The 16,912-nt window shown below is 62.2% G+C and carries 15 protein-coding genes; 7 read left to right on the top strand and 8 right to left on the bottom strand.

Annotation, left to right across the window (positions count from 1 at the left end; genetic code table 11):
- Positions 1 to 163 precede the first annotated feature (163 nt).
- From IVA95_RS24260 to IVA95_RS24250, 3 genes are all read left to right on the top strand, one after another.
- Positions 164 to 1,066, top strand: a complete 903-nt coding sequence (locus IVA95_RS24260; RefSeq protein WP_247512789.1) for a LysR family transcriptional regulator — start codon at positions 164 to 166, stop codon at positions 1,064 to 1,066.
- A 116-nt stretch (positions 1,067 to 1,182) separates the two neighbouring features.
- Complete coding sequence (locus tag IVA95_RS24255; RefSeq protein WP_213249583.1) at positions 1,183 to 1,368, top strand: hypothetical protein; 186 nt, start codon at positions 1,183 to 1,185, stop codon at positions 1,366 to 1,368.
- 483 nt (positions 1,369 to 1,851) lie between these two features.
- On the top strand, positions 1,852 to 2,178 hold the full coding sequence (locus IVA95_RS24250) for an antibiotic biosynthesis monooxygenase family protein (protein WP_213249581.1): 327 nt from the start codon (positions 1,852 to 1,854) through the stop codon (positions 2,176 to 2,178).
- A 45-nt stretch (positions 2,179 to 2,223) separates the two neighbouring features.
- On the opposite strand, the gene IVA95_RS24245 is transcribed toward IVA95_RS24250, so the two are convergent.
- Both IVA95_RS24245 and IVA95_RS24240 read right to left on the bottom strand, forming a co-directional pair.
- Positions 2,224 to 2,937, bottom strand: coding sequence for a peroxiredoxin-like family protein (locus tag IVA95_RS24245; RefSeq protein WP_247512788.1), 714 nt, complete (start codon positions 2,935 to 2,937; stop codon positions 2,224 to 2,226).
- An 80-nt stretch (positions 2,938 to 3,017) separates the two neighbouring features.
- The gene (locus IVA95_RS24240) at positions 3,018 to 3,302 is read right to left on the bottom strand and encodes a hypothetical protein (protein ID WP_247512787.1); all 285 of its coding nucleotides are present in this window, start codon (positions 3,300 to 3,302) and stop codon (positions 3,018 to 3,020) included.
- Between the two features lie 247 nt (positions 3,303 to 3,549).
- Here IVA95_RS24240 and IVA95_RS24235 point away from each other — a divergent pair, with 247 nt between their 5' ends.
- Positions 3,550 to 4,041, top strand: coding sequence for a cupin domain-containing protein (locus IVA95_RS24235; protein ID WP_247512786.1), 492 nt, complete (start codon positions 3,550 to 3,552; stop codon positions 4,039 to 4,041).
- A 118-nt stretch (positions 4,042 to 4,159) separates the two neighbouring features.
- A complete protein-coding gene (locus IVA95_RS24230) occupies positions 4,160 to 5,386 on the top strand; it encodes an MFS transporter (protein ID WP_247512785.1) in 1,227 nt (408 codons plus the stop codon).
- Here the strand turns inward: IVA95_RS24230 and IVA95_RS24225 are convergent.
- The 4 genes from IVA95_RS24225 to IVA95_RS24210 all read right to left on the bottom strand — a co-directional run bounded on the left by IVA95_RS24225 (position 5,358) and on the right by IVA95_RS24210 (position 11,265).
- A complete protein-coding gene (locus IVA95_RS24225; RefSeq protein ID WP_247512784.1) occupies positions 5,358 to 6,644 on the bottom strand; it encodes an MFS transporter in 1,287 nt (428 codons plus the stop codon). The two genes, IVA95_RS24230 and IVA95_RS24225, sit on opposite strands and share 29 nt — an antisense overlap.
- 45 nt (positions 6,645 to 6,689) lie before the next feature.
- A complete protein-coding gene (locus tag IVA95_RS24220; RefSeq protein WP_247512783.1) occupies positions 6,690 to 7,187 on the bottom strand; it encodes a PRC-barrel domain-containing protein in 498 nt (165 codons plus the stop codon).
- A 47-nt stretch (positions 7,188 to 7,234) separates the two neighbouring features.
- A complete protein-coding gene (locus IVA95_RS24215; RefSeq protein WP_247512782.1) occupies positions 7,235 to 9,433 on the bottom strand; it encodes an amylo-alpha-1,6-glucosidase in 2,199 nt (732 codons plus the stop codon).
- A 68-nt stretch (positions 9,434 to 9,501) separates the two neighbouring features.
- Positions 9,502 to 11,265, bottom strand: coding sequence for an ABC transporter ATP-binding protein (locus tag IVA95_RS24210; RefSeq protein WP_247512781.1), 1,764 nt, complete (start codon positions 11,263 to 11,265; stop codon positions 9,502 to 9,504).
- Positions 11,266 to 11,568: 303 nt separating this feature from the next.
- Between IVA95_RS24210 and IVA95_RS24205 the strand changes: the two genes are divergently transcribed.
- The gene (locus IVA95_RS24205) at positions 11,569 to 12,636 is read left to right on the top strand and encodes a glycosyltransferase family 4 protein (RefSeq protein WP_247512780.1); all 1,068 of its coding nucleotides are present in this window, start codon (positions 11,569 to 11,571) and stop codon (positions 12,634 to 12,636) included.
- 141 nt (positions 12,637 to 12,777) lie between these two features.
- Here the strand turns inward: IVA95_RS24205 and IVA95_RS24200 are convergent, their stop codons facing one another.
- Entirely contained in the window at positions 12,778 to 14,724 is a 1,947-nt protein-coding gene (locus tag IVA95_RS24200; protein WP_247512779.1) for an alkyl sulfatase dimerization domain-containing protein, read from the bottom strand.
- 433 nt (positions 14,725 to 15,157) lie between these two features.
- A complete protein-coding gene (locus IVA95_RS24195) occupies positions 15,158 to 16,162 on the bottom strand; it encodes an ABC transporter substrate-binding protein (RefSeq protein WP_247512778.1) in 1,005 nt (334 codons plus the stop codon).
- Positions 16,163 to 16,260: 98 nt separating this feature from the next.
- On the opposite strand from IVA95_RS24195, the gene IVA95_RS24190 reads away from it, so the two are divergent.
- Positions 16,261 to 16,908 (top strand): TetR/AcrR family transcriptional regulator, encoded by a 648-nt coding sequence (locus IVA95_RS24190; RefSeq protein WP_247512777.1) that lies wholly within the window; start codon positions 16,261 to 16,263, stop codon positions 16,906 to 16,908.
- Positions 16,909 to 16,912 lie beyond the last annotated feature (4 nt).

Genomic DNA, 16,912 nt, shown 5'->3' with positions numbered 1-16,912 from the left:
AGCATCGTAACGAGACCATTTCCGCCGCAATCTGCACGCCGGGCACGGCTTGAAGGAAATGCTCTTTGGCTTCCAAAACCATACGCCCGCGCTATGGCGGTTTGGGTAGTCAGCGAGGGGCACGATCGGGTAGCTTTCCTGCACGACAGACCGGGGCACGGCCATGGAGATGCATCAGGTTCGCTACTTCCTTGCGGTCGCGCGCGTGCTCAACTTCACGCGCGCCGCCGACGAGTGCAACGTCACGCAGCCGTCGCTGACGCGGGCGATCAAGCAACTCGAAGCCGAACTCGGCGGCGATCTGTTTCGCCGCGAGCGTCCAGCCGCGCAATTGACCGAGCTCGGCCAGCGCATGCATCCGCTGCTCAAGCAATGCTATGAGGCGGCGAGCGGCGCGCGCGAACTTGCCTCATCCTTCAAGAGCGGCGAAGTCGGCGCGCTCCGGATCGCACTGACCCATTCGGTCGATCTGTCGCTGTTGATTCCGCATCTCGACCAGATCAAGCGGATGTTCAATCGTCTGGAGTTTCGCTTCTTGCGCGGCAACAGCAAGGAGGTCGCGGAGTTTCTCAAGAAGGGCGAAGCCGAACTCGGCATTGCCGCCGAAATAAGCGAAGACTGGGACCGGCTCGATACCTGGCCGCTGTTTACCGAAAACTTTCAGCTCGTCGTCAACCGGAAGCATCCGCTGGCAGACCGCGATAAACTCGACTTCAGCGATCTTCGCGCCGAACAATTGCTGTCGCGGAACTACTGCGAACATGCGGCGCGGCTGAACTCTTCGCTTCGCGAACACGGCCTCGACGTCGATCGCAGCCACGAGATCGCATCCGAGCGCGATCTGATCGAACTGTTGGAGGCCGATATCGGCGTCGCCGTGGTGCCCGATACAGCGTCTATCCCGCCGACGCTAAAGCGCGCCAGCGTCGAAGGGCTGGATGCCCGGCGAACGGTGAACCTTTACGGCGTGGCCGGACGTGAACGGACTGCGGTGGCATCCGCCGTCATGCGGATGCTGCGCGGCGCCAATTGGCAGCAATTCATCGACAGGAATGGAACTCCGTAAGAGCTCCGGCTGGGTCGGTTCCCGGGCTTTCCGCCGCATTTCCGCTGACTATCGGTCCCCTTAAAATCCAGGACGGCCGCACCAATATAGAAATTGGCTGGGAGTTGGAGGGACTGATGAAACCTCATCCGCGCCCGAACCGCAAAGATTGGGAACAGATCGCCGAGGATTTGCAGCAGACGGCGGATAGGCTGCCGCCCGGCGATGACAAGGAAGCCGCCAAACGCAAGGCGTTGCAAATGAGGAAGGCGGTCGAAATCAAAAATTGGCTGACTTCCCCAGGTATGCAACCGCCGCGCTGATGCACTGCGCCGCCGGGAGCGAACCGCGGCGAACGCCTGCTAAGGTGAATACCTGCTCGATAAAAAGCGACCCCGCCATTTGAATCGTAAAATGACGGGGCCTTCGGAGCATTTCACCTTCTATGAAGGTTACTTGCTCCTTGCGGACATAACCGTCGACGCGCGATCACGTTCCGGGCTTCTTCGAGATTTTTCTTTCTCGGAGATCTCTCGTCCTTGAAGTTTCTCTGCCGGTTCCACTACCAACGCTTGCATCCGATCGCCGGCGGTCTTGTGCGGCAGCGATCCCGGTTGCGCGTGTCCTGCACGCCGTCAGGCAATTCTCGGAACTGCTTCCCCTTCCCGGAATTTCCGTAGCTGAGGCGAGGTCGAACTGCTCGCCGGCGTCATCCGAGCTTGCGGATGCCGGGCCAGCGCCGGTGGGGACCTGCGCCAGGCGCTGCGCAGCGAAGCTGCGCCGAATTCGGTCAAGGGAGATCAGCCATGCCGCAGATCCACGCGGACAGACAACCCGTTACCCAGATCACGATCGTCGAGTCGGAACCCGAGAAACAGGCGGAGGCGTTGTCGGTCATGACCGAGCGCGCCCGCTTCATGGCGCGTCAGCCGGGCTTCATATCTATCAGCCTGCATCGCAGTCTGGATGGACGCCGCATCGTCAACTACGTGCAATGGCAGAACAGCGATCTGCTGCGATCGGCCCATCAGTCGCCGGAGTTTCGCAAGCAGTGGGGGCACCTCGACGACATCACGAGCGAGATCGATCCGCATCTGTATGAAGTTACCGAAGTGATGGATGGTGGACGGTAAGCAGCGCCTTCCGCCATGCACGAGGCGGCAAGAAGCCATCACTCTTCACTCTTCGCTTGCACTCTTCAACGCGGCGATCAGGTCATCGATCTCCATGCGCTTGCGGAAATCGGGATCGACGAAGCGGGCTTTTACCAATCCATCGCGGCCGACCACGAAGGTAGCCGGGATCGGCAGCACCCAGCCGTCATTGCCCTGAAAACTCGCCATATCCTGATACGAAAGCAGCCGCCGGATTTCGGTGCCGAGCCAGATCGCGAGGTTGAGCGACAGCGCGTAGCCATTGTCGAGATCAGTCAGCACCGGAAACGGCGCTTCGGCCTCGGATTTGAATTTCTCGGCATAGGCCTGCGTCTCCGGCATGATCGCAACCGTCTGCGCGCCTAATGCCCTGATCCGGTCCTGGGCCTGGATCACCGCCCTGACATTCAGCCGGCAATACGGGCACCAATGGCCGCGGTAGAACATCACCGCGACGGGTCCCTGCTCAAGCAGCGATTTCAGGCTGATCAGCCGGCCGGTCTCGTCCGGCAGCAGGAACGGCGGCATCACCTCGCCCGGCCTCGGCGCGTTTTCGCCGCCACCGTTCTCATTGAGCCGCGCCACCAACCGGTCGACCGCTTCGCCATAGGCCGGAAAGATCTCCCGCCCCGCCGCGGCATAGGCCTCTAGCTGCTCGCGCAAGGTACCCTCCATGTCGCGGCATTGCTGGAACGCCTCCTTGAGGCGTTCGGCGTTGGCTGGCGATAGCGTTGTCATAGCTTGCTCCGGCATATCAGCATTATTTTCCGGCTCGGGCCGCCCCGCAAGGGCGGCCCGAACGCCGCAGTGCTACCGCTTCAGGGCAGATAGAAATTTCCGGTCGGATCAAGCATGCCCGAAGTCGAATAGAGCTGCCCCTTGTCCATGAAGAACACGGTGTTGTTGGGCACCTTCCTGGCATTCTTCATCATTGCGTCGTGATTCTTGGGCGTCGCAGCCATCGCCATGGCCGACATCTTGCCGGGCCCGGCATACATGTAGGCCATGCCCGGACTGAATTCCCAGGGGACCTGCGAGAAGGCGGTCGTTGCAACGGCAGCAAAGGCCGCGGCGGCAATCAGGGTCTTGGAAAGGGAGGTCATGCGAAATTCCTCAAGATTGACATCACGCCCGCCAATCGGGCGCTGAGCCATCAGAGGGTCGAGGCCGCTTGATGTGAAATGCCGTTGCACAATCGGTTCGATAGCCACGGCGTATTGAGAGCCGCATAGCGCGGAGCTATCGAGTCAAAAGCGAACCGGCATTTCCTCCCGTGTGCCATTTCCATGATGGTGGTGACTAGCCGGCCAGACCATCCGGGGCCAAGGCAAAACCAGAGGAGACCACGACATGTCCAAATCCAACGTCACGTCACGCACGGTCTGGCACGGCCTCGCGCTTGCCGGATTGATCGGAGGTTCGATTGCCACCGCCTCCAGCGCCGCCGCCGGCGAATGCCCGGCCGGCAAGATGAAGGCGAACGTCCGCCCGATGGTCGACCACAAGCCGGTCGGCGTCACCGACGTCACGCTCGGCTCGATCAACCTTGAGAAGCAGCCGGCCAACATCAAGGATCGCGAGCTGCGCTTCCGCAAGCTGACCATCGAGCCCGGCGGCATCGTGCCCTGGCACAGCCATGACGACCGGCCTGCGCTGATCTACATCCAGCAGGGCGAGATCGTCGAATACGCCAGCAACTGCTCGGAGCCGATCGTGCACAAGGCCGGCGAGATCAGGCCGGAAGTCGCCGGCACCTCGCACTGGTGGAAGAACCTCGGCAACGAGACCGTCATTCTCTACGTGGGCGACGTTCGCAGGGATCCGCACGACCACAACATGTAAGGAGCTGTAACGAGCGCCACCCGGCGTCTTGTTGCCGGATGTGACGACGTGGGGTCCCCGTGTCGCCCCACACGCCCAGGCGTCACATCCTTCTTTCTCCATATTTTTGGGAAGCGCCATGACCGGCATGTCCGCGCCGATGAAATCCGAAACGACGGAAATTCATGGACACTCGCCGGGCGTAGCGCTGCGATCCCTCGTCATCTGTCTCACGGCGTTCCTGACCGTGGTGGATCTGTTCGCGACGCAGGCGATTCTTCCCTCGCTGACCCGGCACTACAATGTGACGCCGGCTGCCATGGGTATCGCGGTCAATGCCAGTACCATCGGCATGGCCGTTGCTGGCCTCGTTGTCGGCTTCCTGAGCCCGCATATTGATCGACGGCTCGGCATTCTCGTCAGCCTGGTCGTGCTCGCAGTTCCCACCACGTTGCTGGCGATCGCGCCTGATCTCACGACGTTTACGGCACTTCGCATCGCCCAGGGCCTCTGCATGGCCTCGGCGTTCGCGTTGACGCTGGCCTATCTCGGCGAGCAATGCAGTTCGATGGATGCGGGCGGCGCGTTCGCGGCCTATATCACCGGCAACGTCGCGAGCAATCTGATTGGCCGGCTGGTGTCCGCGGCGGTGGTCGACACGCTCGGGCTGGCCTCGAACTTCTATTTCTTTGCGCTGCTGAACCTTGCCGGTGCTGCGCTGGTGTATTTCACCATCCATCACGTCAAGCCGATGCACGCGATGCCCTCGACGCAATCGCCCTTCGCGGCAACGCTCGGCCATTGGCGCGACCCGGCGCTGCGCGCTGCTTTTGCCATCGGCTTTTGCATCCTGTTCGCCTTCATCGGCACCTTCACCTTCGTCAATTTCGTGCTGGTGCGCGAACCGCTCTCGCTCGGACGGATGGACCTCGGCCTTGTCTATTTTGTCTTCGCGCCTTCCGTGGTCACGACGCTGTTTGCCGGTAAGGCTGTCGCCCGGTTTGGCACGCGGCCGGCGATCTGGGGCGCGCTGGCGGTGGCAGCCGCTGGATTGCCGTTGATGTTGTCTCCTCACCTGCCGCAAATATTGACCGGCATGGTACTGGTCGGCGTCGGGACGTTCTTTGCGCAGGCCTGCGCCACCGGCTTCGTCGGCCAGGCCGCCAGCGACCACCGTGGCATTGCCAGCGGAACCTATCTTGCCTGCTATTTTCTCGGCGGCCTTGCCGGCAGCGCCATTCTAGGCCAATTCTTCGATCGGTTCGGCTGGAGCGCCTGCATCGCCGGCATCGGCGCGGCGCTGGCAGTGGCGGCGCTGCTGACCGCGCGGCTCACGGTTAAGCCGTCCGCCGGGTCTCCGGCATGAGCAGCCAGATCATCGTCAGGCCGAGCGCCGCGATCGCTGCAAGTCCGGTAAAGGCGATGCTGCTGCCGAAGGTATCGCTAATATAGCCGGCCAGCACCGTGCTGAGTGACGCGCCGATGCCGGTCGCAGTGCCGACCACGCCCTGCGCCAGATTGAAGTGGCCGCTGCCATAAGCGATGTCGGCCACGATCAGCGGCACCATCACGCTGAGCACGGCCGCGGTAATGCCGTCGAACACCTGCACGAGAACCAGAAGATAGGGATCGCGCACAACCGCAAACAGCAGGCCACGGATTGCCAGTGCGCCGAAGGCCATTAGTAGCAACGGTCGCCTTCCCCAGGCCTGCGCCTTGCGGCCGACCGTGGGTGAGGTCAGCGCGACGATCGCTTGAGGTACGATGATGCAGGCCGCAATCAGCACCGGCGCCCATTGGGCCGATCGCGTCGTGACCACGCCGGCCATCAGCGGCAGCATGGCTGCATTGGCGAGTTGAAACAGCAATACGCCGCCGGCGAATATCAGCAGCGGGCGCTGCCGAAGCAGGTGAAGCACACTGGTCGCCTCCTTGTCGGCGGCCTTGGTATCGCCGTCCTCGTTCAAGGCACCGTGCGCCTGCGCCACGTTGATTTCCTGGCCACGAATCCGGGCAAGCGCCAACAGGGTGGGGATTGCGAGAAGGGCCGTGACGAAGAATACCGACTGACTTGACAACAGATAACCGCATGCGCCCATGAGCGCCGCCGCTGAACCATTACCGAGGGACGCGAAACGGGCATTGCGCCCGAGCCGTTCCCCGATCGCAAGCGGCCCGACCAGGCCGAGGCTGATCGCGGCGATAGCCGGACCCAGCACGCAGCTCGCAAGCGCGTGCAACGTGGCGGCCGCTGTCACTACCGGGAAGATCGGCCACAAGGCGTAGGCTAGCGCGGCGCAGCCGATGGTGGCGACCGCGAGCCCCGCCACCAGCCGCTCGGAACGGGCAGCATCGACGACGGCTCCGCCCGGCATCTGCCCGAGCAGGCCGATGATCCCGCCGATCGACAGCACGAAGCCAATCTCGACCTGCGTCCATTTCTGCGTCGTCAGGTAAACCGCGATGAACGGACCAAATCCGGTCTGCACGTCGGCGAGAAAGAAGATGAACCAATCGAGGCCGCGTTGGCTCTCACGCGACGGTTTGGGCCGCTCGCCGGGCGCGGGCGGCAGCGGTACAACGTTGCCCTCGCCGGCGGATCGCCTATGGCGATCGTCGTTCATCGGATCGAGCGACTGGGACGGGCGCGCGATCAGACCGTTTCTCCCTTATTTGTCGAAATCCCACGGCTGTAAGCGGCCGGCCGCACCGAGCACGATGACCGGCGCGTCCTGCTTGTATTCCGGCGCCGCCATCACCTGTTCCTTGGTCAACTCGAGCGTGATGCTGTCACGCTTGTTGGCAACACGACCAAAATGCAGCGCACTCCAGTCGACGACGATCTTTCGGCTACCGACACCAAGAAAGCCGCCGAAATCGATCACGGCGGCGCGCACCGTGCCCTCGCGGTCCACGATCACATCGACGATGCGTCCCATATTTTCGTTGGCCGCACTGCGGACCTCGCGGCCAAGAATGCCGAGCGCGTCGCGGGCGCCGATCACAGTGACCGACGGCGGAGGCGCCGGTTCCTTTTTCGTGGCATCTTTCGCTGCATCAGCCGGAGCGGCACGGCTTCCCTGCGTTCCATTATCTTCCGCTGCCGAAACCGGAAGGCTCATCGCTAGCCCGGCGATCAGCGATATGGTGACAATACCGGCGCGCATATGGCCCTCCTGAACTCCGAAGACGCACGGATGGGAATGCACGACCGCTAATGCGTCAACACGATCGACACCTGAATCTGTCCGCGCGTGCGCAACACCTCGAGCGACACTTCCTCGTCGTGGCGGCGCACCCTCAAGTCGACACTTGAAGGCCCGAGCCGCAGATCGCGCAATACCACCTCGTTGAGGAATTCCGGCAGGCGCGGGTCACGAAGCCGGATCTCGCCGCGCGCGGCATCGAATTCAAGGCCGAGCGCTGCTTCAAGTAGCGTAAACGGCGTCGCGCTGGCCCAGGCCTGCGGCGCGCAGGCGACCGGATAAAGCACCGGTCCGCGCCGCTTTTCCCGTCGGAATCCGCAGAACAATTCCGGCAGCCGCCGCAAGTCCATGTAGCTCGCAGCGTCGAACAGGCCCTTGAACAGATGCGCTACCGAATGTTTCAGGCCGTAGCGTGCAAAACCGAGCGCGATCAGCGCATTGTCGTGCGGCCAGATCGATCCGTTGTGATAGGACATCGGGTTGTAGCGAACCTCACCGTAGGCCACGGTGCGGATGCCCCATCCCGAATAGAATTTCTGGCTCATCAGATCGGCCGCAACGAGGCGGGCGCGGTCGGTCCGGACGATGCCGGTGAAGAGAAGCTGGCCGGCATTGGACGTTCGAACCTTGCACGGCCGCTTGGCACCATCGAGCGCCAGCGCGTAGGTGCCGAGTTCCTCGCACCAGAACGCCTCCTCGAAGCGCTCGGCCAGCAGCAGGGCTTCGGATTCGAGCTTCGCCGCCTGATCAATTTTTCCCAACCGCCGTGCGCAACGGGCCGCCAGCCGCTTGGCGGCGAAGACATAGCCCTGAACTTCCGCCAGCGCGATATAGCCTTCGGCGAGCTGCCCATCGGCATGGAAGATCGCGTCGTAGGAATCCTTCCAGCCCTGGTTGGCGAGCCCCTGCTCGGTAGCACGCTGGTACTCAATGAAACCGTCATGATCGGGGTCGCCAGGCCCGTCGATCCACCGCAACGCCGCCTCGATCGCGGGCCACAGTTCGGCCAGCGTTTCCTCGTCGCCGGTGCGCTCGACATAATAACCGGCCAACAGCACGAACAGCGATGTCGAGTCGACGCTACCGTAATATTGCGCAAACGGCACTTCGCGCAGCGCCGCCATCTCGCCGCCGCGCATTTCGTGCAGGATCTTGCCAGGTTCGGCATCGGCGAGCGGATCGACGGCCTTGGCCTGAAAATGAGCCAGCCGCCGCAGCACGCCCTGGGCAATACGCGGATCGACCCACAGCATCTGCAGTGCGGTGATCAGTCCATCGCGACCGAACGTGGTCGAATACCAGGGAATGCCCGCATAGGGATATCGCCCCTGCGGCGTTTCGGTCATCAGCATGTTGAGGTCGCCCATCGCCTGGCACAGAACCTCGTTGAAGATGTCGTTCGACGTCTCGATGCTGGCTGCGCCGATCGTCGAGCGCCGCATCTCGCGGCGATGCGCCAGCAGGCCGCGATAGAACGGTACCGGCTTCTGCATGGCAGGCTTGTTGCAGGACACCGCGACGAACAATGCGATCACTTCCTTCGGCGCCAACTCGAAATGATAGGTTGCCGAATTGACTGCGAGCCGCGTCGGCCGTGGCTCGAAATGCAACGATGTAACGCGGACCTGACCGTCGAGCCCGCTGTACTCTAGCACGACATCGCTGGGGCCGAGCAACCGGCTGGAGCCCACTCCCCGGCGCGACCGGCGCTCGCCGCGCACCTCGAACAAGTCGGCGAAGTCGTTGTCGAACAGCAGCGTCAGGTCGAAGCTCGCCGGCCGGTCGCCGTGATTTTGCAGAGCGATGCGCTGGTAGGCGGTGCCGCGCCACAGAAAAATCGAGCGCACGATGTGCAGCGTGTCTTTCTGCAACGCCAGCCTGCCGTTGCGGTACACGTCCGAATTGGTGAGATCGATTGTCAGCGCCGAATTGTCATCGCGCAGATTGGAGCCGAGCAACAACGGCTGGACTTCGTCGAGCACCATCTCCAGCCGGGCGAGATAACGGGTGTCGGCGTTGAACAGCCCGTCGGGCCCGCCGGCAGAGGCGCCGATGTCGCCATGGCTGTCCAGCACAATGAATGTATCATCGTGCTTGAGCGAGCGGCGCTGCCGCGTCGCTGGGCCCGTCATCGGAATATAGAAAGGCGATTCCGCGACGTGTTCGGCAGCCTGAATGGTGATCAGTTGGCTGACTTCGGCTGTCATTTTGACCCCTCAAGCGATTTCCTTGCGTTGTGATGGACGCATCGGCACGCAAACGCAACTGCCACAGATCAGGCCGCATGGCTGGCGAGGCGGCCCATTTCGCGCGCGACCAATTCTCGGTAAGGCCCTCTTCCCTGCACGAGAATATCCGGCGGCCCATCTTCAATGATTCGCCCGTGATCCAGCACCACCACGCGGTCAAAATTGCGCAAGGTGGCGAGACGGTGGGCGATGGCAATCACAGTACGTCCGCGCATCAACCGCGACAACGCCTCGCGGATCGCCTCTTCGGATTCGCTGTCGAGCGCAGCCGTTGCCTCGTCCAGCAACAGGATCGGCGCGTCCTTCAGGAAGGCGCGCGCGATGGCGATCCGCTGCCGCTGCCCGCCGGAAACCTTGATACCGCGATCGCCAACCATTGTCGCCATGCCTTCGGGCAGATTTTCGATGAAATCGCAGCGCGCTGCAATCGCCGCGCGCAGCACCTCGTCGTCGGTCGCGTTCGGACGTCCGTAGCGGATATTTTCCATGATCGAGCGGTGGAACAGCGAGATGTCCTGCGGCACCACCGAAATCGCCTCGCGCAGGCTCTGCTGCGTCACCCGCGAGATATCCTGGCCGTCAATGGTGATGCTGCCGTGCTGGACGTCATAGAAGCGCTGCAGCAGCACAAACAGACTGGATTTCCCGCCGCCGGAATGACCGACCAACCCGACCCGTTGTCCCGGCTGAATGCGCAAGGAGAATTTCTCGAACACCTGAACGCCGCCGGGATAGTGGAACGAGACGTTGTTGAATGCGACGGCGGCGCCGCTGCGGATCAGCGGCTCGGCCTCGGGATGATCCTTCAATTCGTGCGGCAGCAGCAAGGTGGCGATCGCCTCCGTCAAGCGGGCAACATGCTGGGTGACGTCGACCAGCGCCACCGCGAGGTCGCGCGTCGCGCTCAAGATCGAGAGCCCGAGCGTACATACCAGCACGACATCGCCGGTGGTCGCCCCGCCCCGCTGCCAGAGCGTGATAACCCACGCCAGCAGCGCGATCGTCAGCAGAATCGTCACAACGGCGTGAAGCAGCCGCAGCTTCTCGAGATAGCGGAGGCTGCGCCCACGGGCATCGAGTTCCCGCTCGACGGTGGCGTCGAAGCGGTCGTGCTCGTAGCTGAGGCCGCAGAACGCACGGACCAGCGGCAGATTGCTGATAACATCGACCATCTCGCCGTCCACCGCGGCCGCCTTGTCGGCAAAATCATCATGCAGCGGCTTGCCCGCCGCGGCGAGGTGAAACATCGCCATCAACATAATACCCGCGATGATGATCAAGCCCGCGGACATCGCCAGACTGACAGTTCCTATAAGGAGTATCGCCGAAACGGTCGCGATGCACGGCGGTAACACATTCCAGACGAACATGTTTTCGACGGTGAAGACGGCATTGGACGTCGCCGTGATACGGCTGGTCAGCATGCCCGGCAAGCGGTCAGAGAAATAGCTGGGGGCGTGACCGGTCAGGTGGCGGAACATGTCACGGCGGAGATCACCGGTGACGCCTACGAAAGTAAAGCTCGCCGTCCAGCTCGCGACCCGCCACAGCAGATTATCCGCCGCAATCAGCGACATGAGAAAAGCGAATGCCAGCCATACGCTGCTCGCGTGCGACGAACCGGCCGTCAGGCTGTCGACCAGATACTTGACGCCATATTGCGTGCCCACCGAGCAGGCAACCGCTGCAACGACGGCAGACACAATGACCACATGGGCTCCGCGGCGCCGGCGCAGATAGCGCAAGACAAATGGAAGCGGCCGCCGCGCATATCCTGAGAGATTATCCATGTCGTCTGCAAACCTGTTGAGAGTGAAAGGGAATCCCTAACGCATATCGCGCACGAGGACGTGAACGGTGCCGCTTCGGGTTTGTGTGCGCGCGGCCATCACCGCGCAACAATTCTGCAGCATCGAGGTCGCCTCAAATCTGTTGGTGTCAGATGGCATCAGCAAGACAGTCGTGTGGAAGAACCAAGATGCGCCGACGGTTGGAACTTCGCAGATGCAAGAACGTTCCAGCTTGCGGCACGCCGGTGCCGATCTGCGGGCTGAGGGCTTTATCCAACCAACATTCGAAACAGGAGACGAGAGATGCGCATCGCGCAGGTCGCCCCGCTGACGGAGGCTGTTCCCCCCAAACTGTACGGCGGCACCGAGCGGGTGGTGCACTGGCTGACCGAAGAACTGGTAGCGTTAGGGCACGAAGTCACGTTGTTCGCCAGCGGGGATTCACGCACCTCGGCGAAACTCGATGCGACGTGGCCGAAGGCGTTGCGTCTCGACGGCTCCGTGCGCGACCCCAACGCGCTGCACATGGTGATGCTGGAACGCGTGCGGCAGAAATGCGACGATGAAGAGTTCGATTTTCTGCACTTTCATCTCGACTACTATCCGTTCTCGCTGTTCTACCGACAGCCGACGCCGTTCCTGACCACCCTGCACGGCAGGCTCGACCTGCCGGAGCATCAGCCGGTATTCAATACCTTCTCCAAGGTGCCGGTGATCTCGATTTCCAACGCGCAGCGTCGGCCGGTGCCGCAGGCCAATTGGGTGCGCACCATTCACCACGGGTTGCCGGAGAATCTGCTGACGCCGCAGCCGGTGCAGCCGTCCTATTTGGCGGTGCTCGGGCGGATCGCGCCGGAAAAGGGCGTGGATCGCGCCATCAGCATTGCTACCCGATGCGGCATTCCGCTGAAAATCGCGGCCAAGGTCGATCGCGCCGACCAAGACTACTACGACGAGCTGATTTCCCCACTCATCAAAGCCAATCCGCTGGTTGAATACATCGGTGAGATCAGCGACCGCGAAAAGCCCGACTTCCTCAGCGGCGCCATCGGGCTGCTGGTGCCGATCGACTGGCCGGAGCCCTTCGGCCTCGTCATGATCGAGGCCATGGCCTGCGGCACACCGGTGGTCGCTTACAACCGTGGCTCGGTGGCGGAAATCATCGACCCCGGTCTCACAGGTTTCGTGGTGGAAGATGAAACCAGCGCAGTGGCCGTGGTCGATCGACTATCCACGCTGGATCGCGGCGCCATCCGCAAGCGGTTCGAAGCGCGTTTCACGGCGCGCCGAATGGCGCTCGACTATCTTGCTGCGTATCGCGGCCTGATGGAGGAAGAGCCGCGCATCAAGCTGGTCAGCAGCGCGGAGTAATAGCAGTCGCACCTGCCCTCGTCGTCGCAAGACGACCGTAGGGTGGGCAAAGCGGAGCGTGCCCACCATCGCATGGATCCGGACGGATGGTGGGCACGGCGCTCACACGCCTTTGCCCCACCCTACGAGATCACAACCACGTCAGGGGACCACCGTCCGTTTCGGCTCGACGATCTCGAACATCCGCGGGAATTCGTCCATCAGCATCATCAATTCGTCGAGCCGCACCGGATTGCCGCTGACTTGGATCTTGCCGGAGCTGACTGCTTCCGGGAATGTCGTCAGTTTGGCGATCACTTCGTCGAGCACGCTGCGCGGCAGCGTGAAGCTGGCATCGGCATCGCCGGCTTGCGCACTGGCGACATAGGTCAACGCGCAGTTTTCCAGGTTGAGCATGAAACTCTCCTTGGTATCGGTGAAATTCCAGTTCAGCACGATGCGCTTGCCTTCGGCCTTGGGACCGTTGAGGCGCACGCCGAGCACGTCCCAGAGCTGCTCGGTGCGCAGCGCCGCCAGCGTTTCACGCGGCATCGCGGCGCGCGGCGGCGTCTTGGGCATCCCCTGCCGCAACTCCTGCGCGCCGAACAGATACGCATTGCGCCAGGTCGAACTTTCGGAGGCGTAGCCGAGCTGCTCGAACGTATCGGCGAGCAACGCGCGTGCCGCCTGATTGTCGGGATCGGCGAACACTAGATGGCTCACCGCCTGTGCGACGAAGCGGAACTCGCCCCTGGCAAAATCCTCGCGCGCGCGTGCCAGGACCGCGTCCGCGCCGCCCATATACTCGACATATTTTTTGCCGGACTCGACCGGCGGCAGCGGATTGAGGTTGACGGGATTGGCGTCGTACCAGCCGAGATATTTTTGGTAGATCGCTTTCACGTTATGCCTGATGTGGCCGTAATAACCACGGCCATGCCAGGCGCCCTCAAGGCTCGCCGGCAGGCGGATGGTTTCGGCGATTTCGGCTGCGGTTAGCCCATGGTTCATCAGACGGATGGTCTGGTCATGCGCGAATTTATAGAGATCGCGCTGCTGCCGGATCATGGTGTCGATCCGCTCCCGGCCCCAGACCGGCCAATGGTGCTGGCCGCACATCGCATCCGCCTTGCCGCCCCACATCTGCAGGGCCTCACCGAGATATTTTGACCAAGCCAGTGCGTCACGCACGTCGGCGCCGCGGAACGGCAGCAGATTGTGGAAATTATGCGTGCAGTTTTCCGCAAGGTTGAGAAGCTTGTAACGCGGTAGGAAGAAGTGCATCTCTGCCGGCGCTTCGCTGTTTGGCGCCATCTGGAATTCGAATTCGACCCCGTCGATGATCCGCCGGTCGCCGGTCGCCATGATCAGGTCGGTCGGGCGCACGAGCGCAACCGCCCCCGCCGCCATGGTCTTGCCAAGCCCGCAATCGACCTGCCCGCGCACGCCCTTTGCAAGAAACGGCCCGAATTGATATTGCGCCCGCCGCAGCATGGCGGGGCCGGCAATGATGTTTTCCGAAACCGCATGCTCCATGAACAGATTGGGTGCGATGATCGGCACGCTGCCGCCGGCATGCGTTGCGTCATCGACTACGCCGCGCGCGCCGCCCCAATGGTCGGTGTGGGTATGGGTGAAGATCACGGCCGCAACAGGACGCTTGCCCCGGTGTTGGAAGTAGAGCTCCATCGCCGCTCGCGCGCCCTCGATCGAGGTCAGCGTATCCACCACAATCACGCCGCTGTCGCCCTCGATCAGCGTCATGTTGGCGATATCGAGCCCGCGCACCTGGTAGAGGCCGGGCATTACCTCGAACAGGCCATGATGCATGTTGAGCCGCGACTGCCGCCACAGACTGGGATCGACCGTCGGCGGCGCTTCTTCGGCGGACAGGAAGCCGTAAGGCTCCAGGCTCCAGACCACCCTGCCCTGAGGCGAGGTGATGTTTGCGTTCTCCACCGTGCCAAGGAAGCCGCGCGCGGCATCGTCGAAATCACGCGTGTCGGAGAACGGCAGCGCCTTCAGCGTCGCCGCATGCTGCGCGATGACGGAAGCGGACGCTTCCTTTGGAGATTCCTTGCGCGCTTCGATCGTGGCTGGTTGGCTCATTGTGTGCTCCCTTACGCAAAAGAAACAGAAGGTCGAAGTTCGAACAGCGTCAGCGAAAACTCGAGCCCTTGGAAGCAAATCAAGACCGGCAGCGTGAAGCCGCTTGCCGTCATGACCGACAAGTGCGTCGCCGATCTGCCCGATGTGCCGACGATTGCGGAGGCCGGATTTCCGGAAGCCACCATTTTGCCCTCGAGCTTGCCGCGCTGATGAAGGCCGATTACGAGAAGCTGACGAAGGTGATCGCGACGTCGGGCATGGCGCTGCAGTGATGTCTGCCTCCTAAACGAACCTCACGTCATTGCGAGAAGCGAAGCGACGAAGCAATCCATGGCTCGGCAAGCTGAGAAAATGGATTGCTTCCGCCTTCGCTAAAGCTTCGGCGGACAAGTCGCTGCGCTCGCAATGACGGCGGGAGACGCCGACCGCCCCGCTACTTCTTCACCTTGCTGGCATCCATCTTGATGCTCGTATCCAGCATCTTGACCGAAAAAGCAGTGTTCACGTCGAACGGCTTTTCCATGCCGAGATAGGTCTGCACCAGCTCGTAATCCTTCTTCATCCGCTCGGCATCGATCCAGCCGAGCGCCTTACTCGTCGTGAATTCGTCTGTCATCAGGAACTTGATCCGCTCCCACTGCCGCTGCTGGTTTTCCTTGTCGAGGCCGGAGGCTTGATCCAGCAGCGCCTTGAGGCAGGGCGCGACGTCGGCGACGCAGGCGGCATAGGCCTTCTGGCTGATCTTGACGAAATCCTCGACCAGTTTTGGATTCTTTTGCAGATAGGCGCCGTTGACGATCAGCGAATTGCCGTAAGGGTTAAGCCCGATATCCTTCCAGTTGACGTAGCCGAGATCGGCGCCGAACTCGATCACCTTCAAATCGTGCTCATTGTAGAAATCGCTGATGATATCGACGGTATGGCTCTTCAGCGCCGCGATCTTGGCGGTCGGACCGACATTGACGAAGCTCACCGAGTCCGGCGCGATGCCGGCCGCCTTGGCAAAGGCCGGCCACATCACTCGTGACGCGTCGCCCGGCGGATTGCCGATCTTATGGTTCGGAAAGTCCTTCGGCCCGTTCACGCCATAGCTCTTCAGCCAGTAGAAGGTCTGTCCGGTGTTGGCGTAGATGCTCATCAGCGCCACCACGTCGGCGCCCTTGCTCTTGGCCACCAGCGCGGTCGCGAGATCGGCGATGCCGAACGGCGAGCCACCGGAGCCGACTTTCAGCGATGAGACGCCGGAGCCTTTGCCGACTTCGATCGTGAGATCGATGCCGGCTTTCTCGTACCAGCCTTGGGACTTGGCGTAATAGAACGGCGAATGATCGGCCGTCGGCGTCCAGTTCAGGATCAGGTTAACGGACTCGGCGGCCACACAGGGCGCAGCCGGCGCGGCAAGCGCAAGCGCCAATCCCGCAATTCGCAAAGCCTTCATTGCACCCTCCTCGTTCTGCAACCGATCTTGTCGTCGCGCATCCGTGACGCTACCAATGCAACAAGGGACCAGACGACTTGTCAACTATTTGGTTGGAAATGCCGAAGAAACGTTCTGACAATACCAGGCCGCAGCGGCGCGATCCCGCCGCGACCCGCAAGAAGCTGCTGACGGCGGCGCGGCGCGAATTCGCCAGCAGCGGCCTCGCCGGGGCCAGGGTCGACGAGATCGCCGCGCGGGCGGGCGTCAACAAGCAGCTCGTCTATCACTATTTCGGTGACAAGGACGCGCTATATCTCGCGGTGCTCGAATGGGTCTATGAGGAGATCCGCGCCCAGGAGCGCAAGCTCAACCTCGAGGGACTGCCACCCGAACAGGCCATCAGAAAGCTGATCGAAAGTTCGTTCGATCACCTCGCCGCGCATCCGGACTTCATCGTGTTGCTGAACGACGAAAACCGGGGCGGCGCCCGGCATGTGCGCGGATCGCGAAAATTGGAAGCGATGCATTCGCCGCTGGTCAGTCTCGTCTCGACCATTCTCGGCGAGGGCGTCAAGGCCGGCATATTCCGTAAAGGCATCAACCCCCTGCACCTCTATATCTCGATTGCCGGGCTCAGCTATTTTTACTTTTCGAACACGCCGACCCTGTCGGCGATCTTCGGCAAGGATCTGTCGAGCCGAGCCGCGCGGCAGGCCCGCCGCAGGCACGTGGTCGACCTGGTGATGCACTCACTGCGGCCATAATCAA

It is taken from the genome of Bradyrhizobium sp. 157, assembly GCF_023073815.1.
Taxonomy (GTDB): Bacteria; Pseudomonadota; Alphaproteobacteria; order Rhizobiales; family Xanthobacteraceae; genus Bradyrhizobium.
This window is presented reverse-complemented; position numbering and strand designations above follow the sequence as displayed.

What these genes read in the sequence shown, in the direction of transcription:
- IVA95_RS24260 (WP_247512789.1), top strand. Translation starts at nt 164, where the DNA reads ATGGAGATGCATCAGGTTCGCTACTTCCTTGCGGTCGCGCGCGTGCTC.
- IVA95_RS24255 (WP_213249583.1), top strand. Translation starts at nt 1,183, where the DNA reads ATGAAACCTCATCCGCGCCCGAACCGCAAAGATTGGGAACAGATCGCC.
- IVA95_RS24250 (WP_213249581.1), top strand. Translation starts at nt 1,852, where the DNA reads ATGCCGCAGATCCACGCGGACAGACAACCCGTTACCCAGATCACGATC.
- IVA95_RS24245 (WP_247512788.1), bottom strand. Translation starts at nt 2,937, where the DNA reads ATGACAACGCTATCGCCAGCCAACGCCGAACGCCTCAAGGAGGCGTTC.
- IVA95_RS24240 (WP_247512787.1), bottom strand. Translation starts at nt 3,302, where the DNA reads ATGACCTCCCTTTCCAAGACCCTGATTGCCGCCGCGGCCTTTGCTGCC.
- IVA95_RS24235 (WP_247512786.1), top strand. Translation starts at nt 3,550, where the DNA reads ATGTCCAAATCCAACGTCACGTCACGCACGGTCTGGCACGGCCTCGCG.
- IVA95_RS24230 (WP_247512785.1), top strand. Translation starts at nt 4,160, where the DNA reads ATGACCGGCATGTCCGCGCCGATGAAATCCGAAACGACGGAAATTCAT.
- IVA95_RS24225 (WP_247512784.1), bottom strand. Translation starts at nt 6,644, where the DNA reads ATGAACGACGATCGCCATAGGCGATCCGCCGGCGAGGGCAACGTTGTA.
- IVA95_RS24220 (WP_247512783.1), bottom strand. Translation starts at nt 7,187, where the DNA reads ATGCGCGCCGGTATTGTCACCATATCGCTGATCGCCGGGCTAGCGATG.
- IVA95_RS24215 (WP_247512782.1), bottom strand. Translation starts at nt 9,433, where the DNA reads ATGACAGCCGAAGTCAGCCAACTGATCACCATTCAGGCTGCCGAACAC.
- IVA95_RS24210 (WP_247512781.1), bottom strand. Translation starts at nt 11,265, where the DNA reads ATGGATAATCTCTCAGGATATGCGCGGCGGCCGCTTCCATTTGTCTTG.
- IVA95_RS24205 (WP_247512780.1), top strand. Translation starts at nt 11,569, where the DNA reads ATGCGCATCGCGCAGGTCGCCCCGCTGACGGAGGCTGTTCCCCCCAAA.
- IVA95_RS24200 (WP_247512779.1), bottom strand. Translation starts at nt 14,724, where the DNA reads ATGAGCCAACCAGCCACGATCGAAGCGCGCAAGGAATCTCCAAAGGAA.
- IVA95_RS24195 (WP_247512778.1), bottom strand. Translation starts at nt 16,162, where the DNA reads ATGAAGGCTTTGCGAATTGCGGGATTGGCGCTTGCGCTTGCCGCGCCG.
- IVA95_RS24190 (WP_247512777.1), top strand. Translation starts at nt 16,261, where the DNA reads ATGCCGAAGAAACGTTCTGACAATACCAGGCCGCAGCGGCGCGATCCC.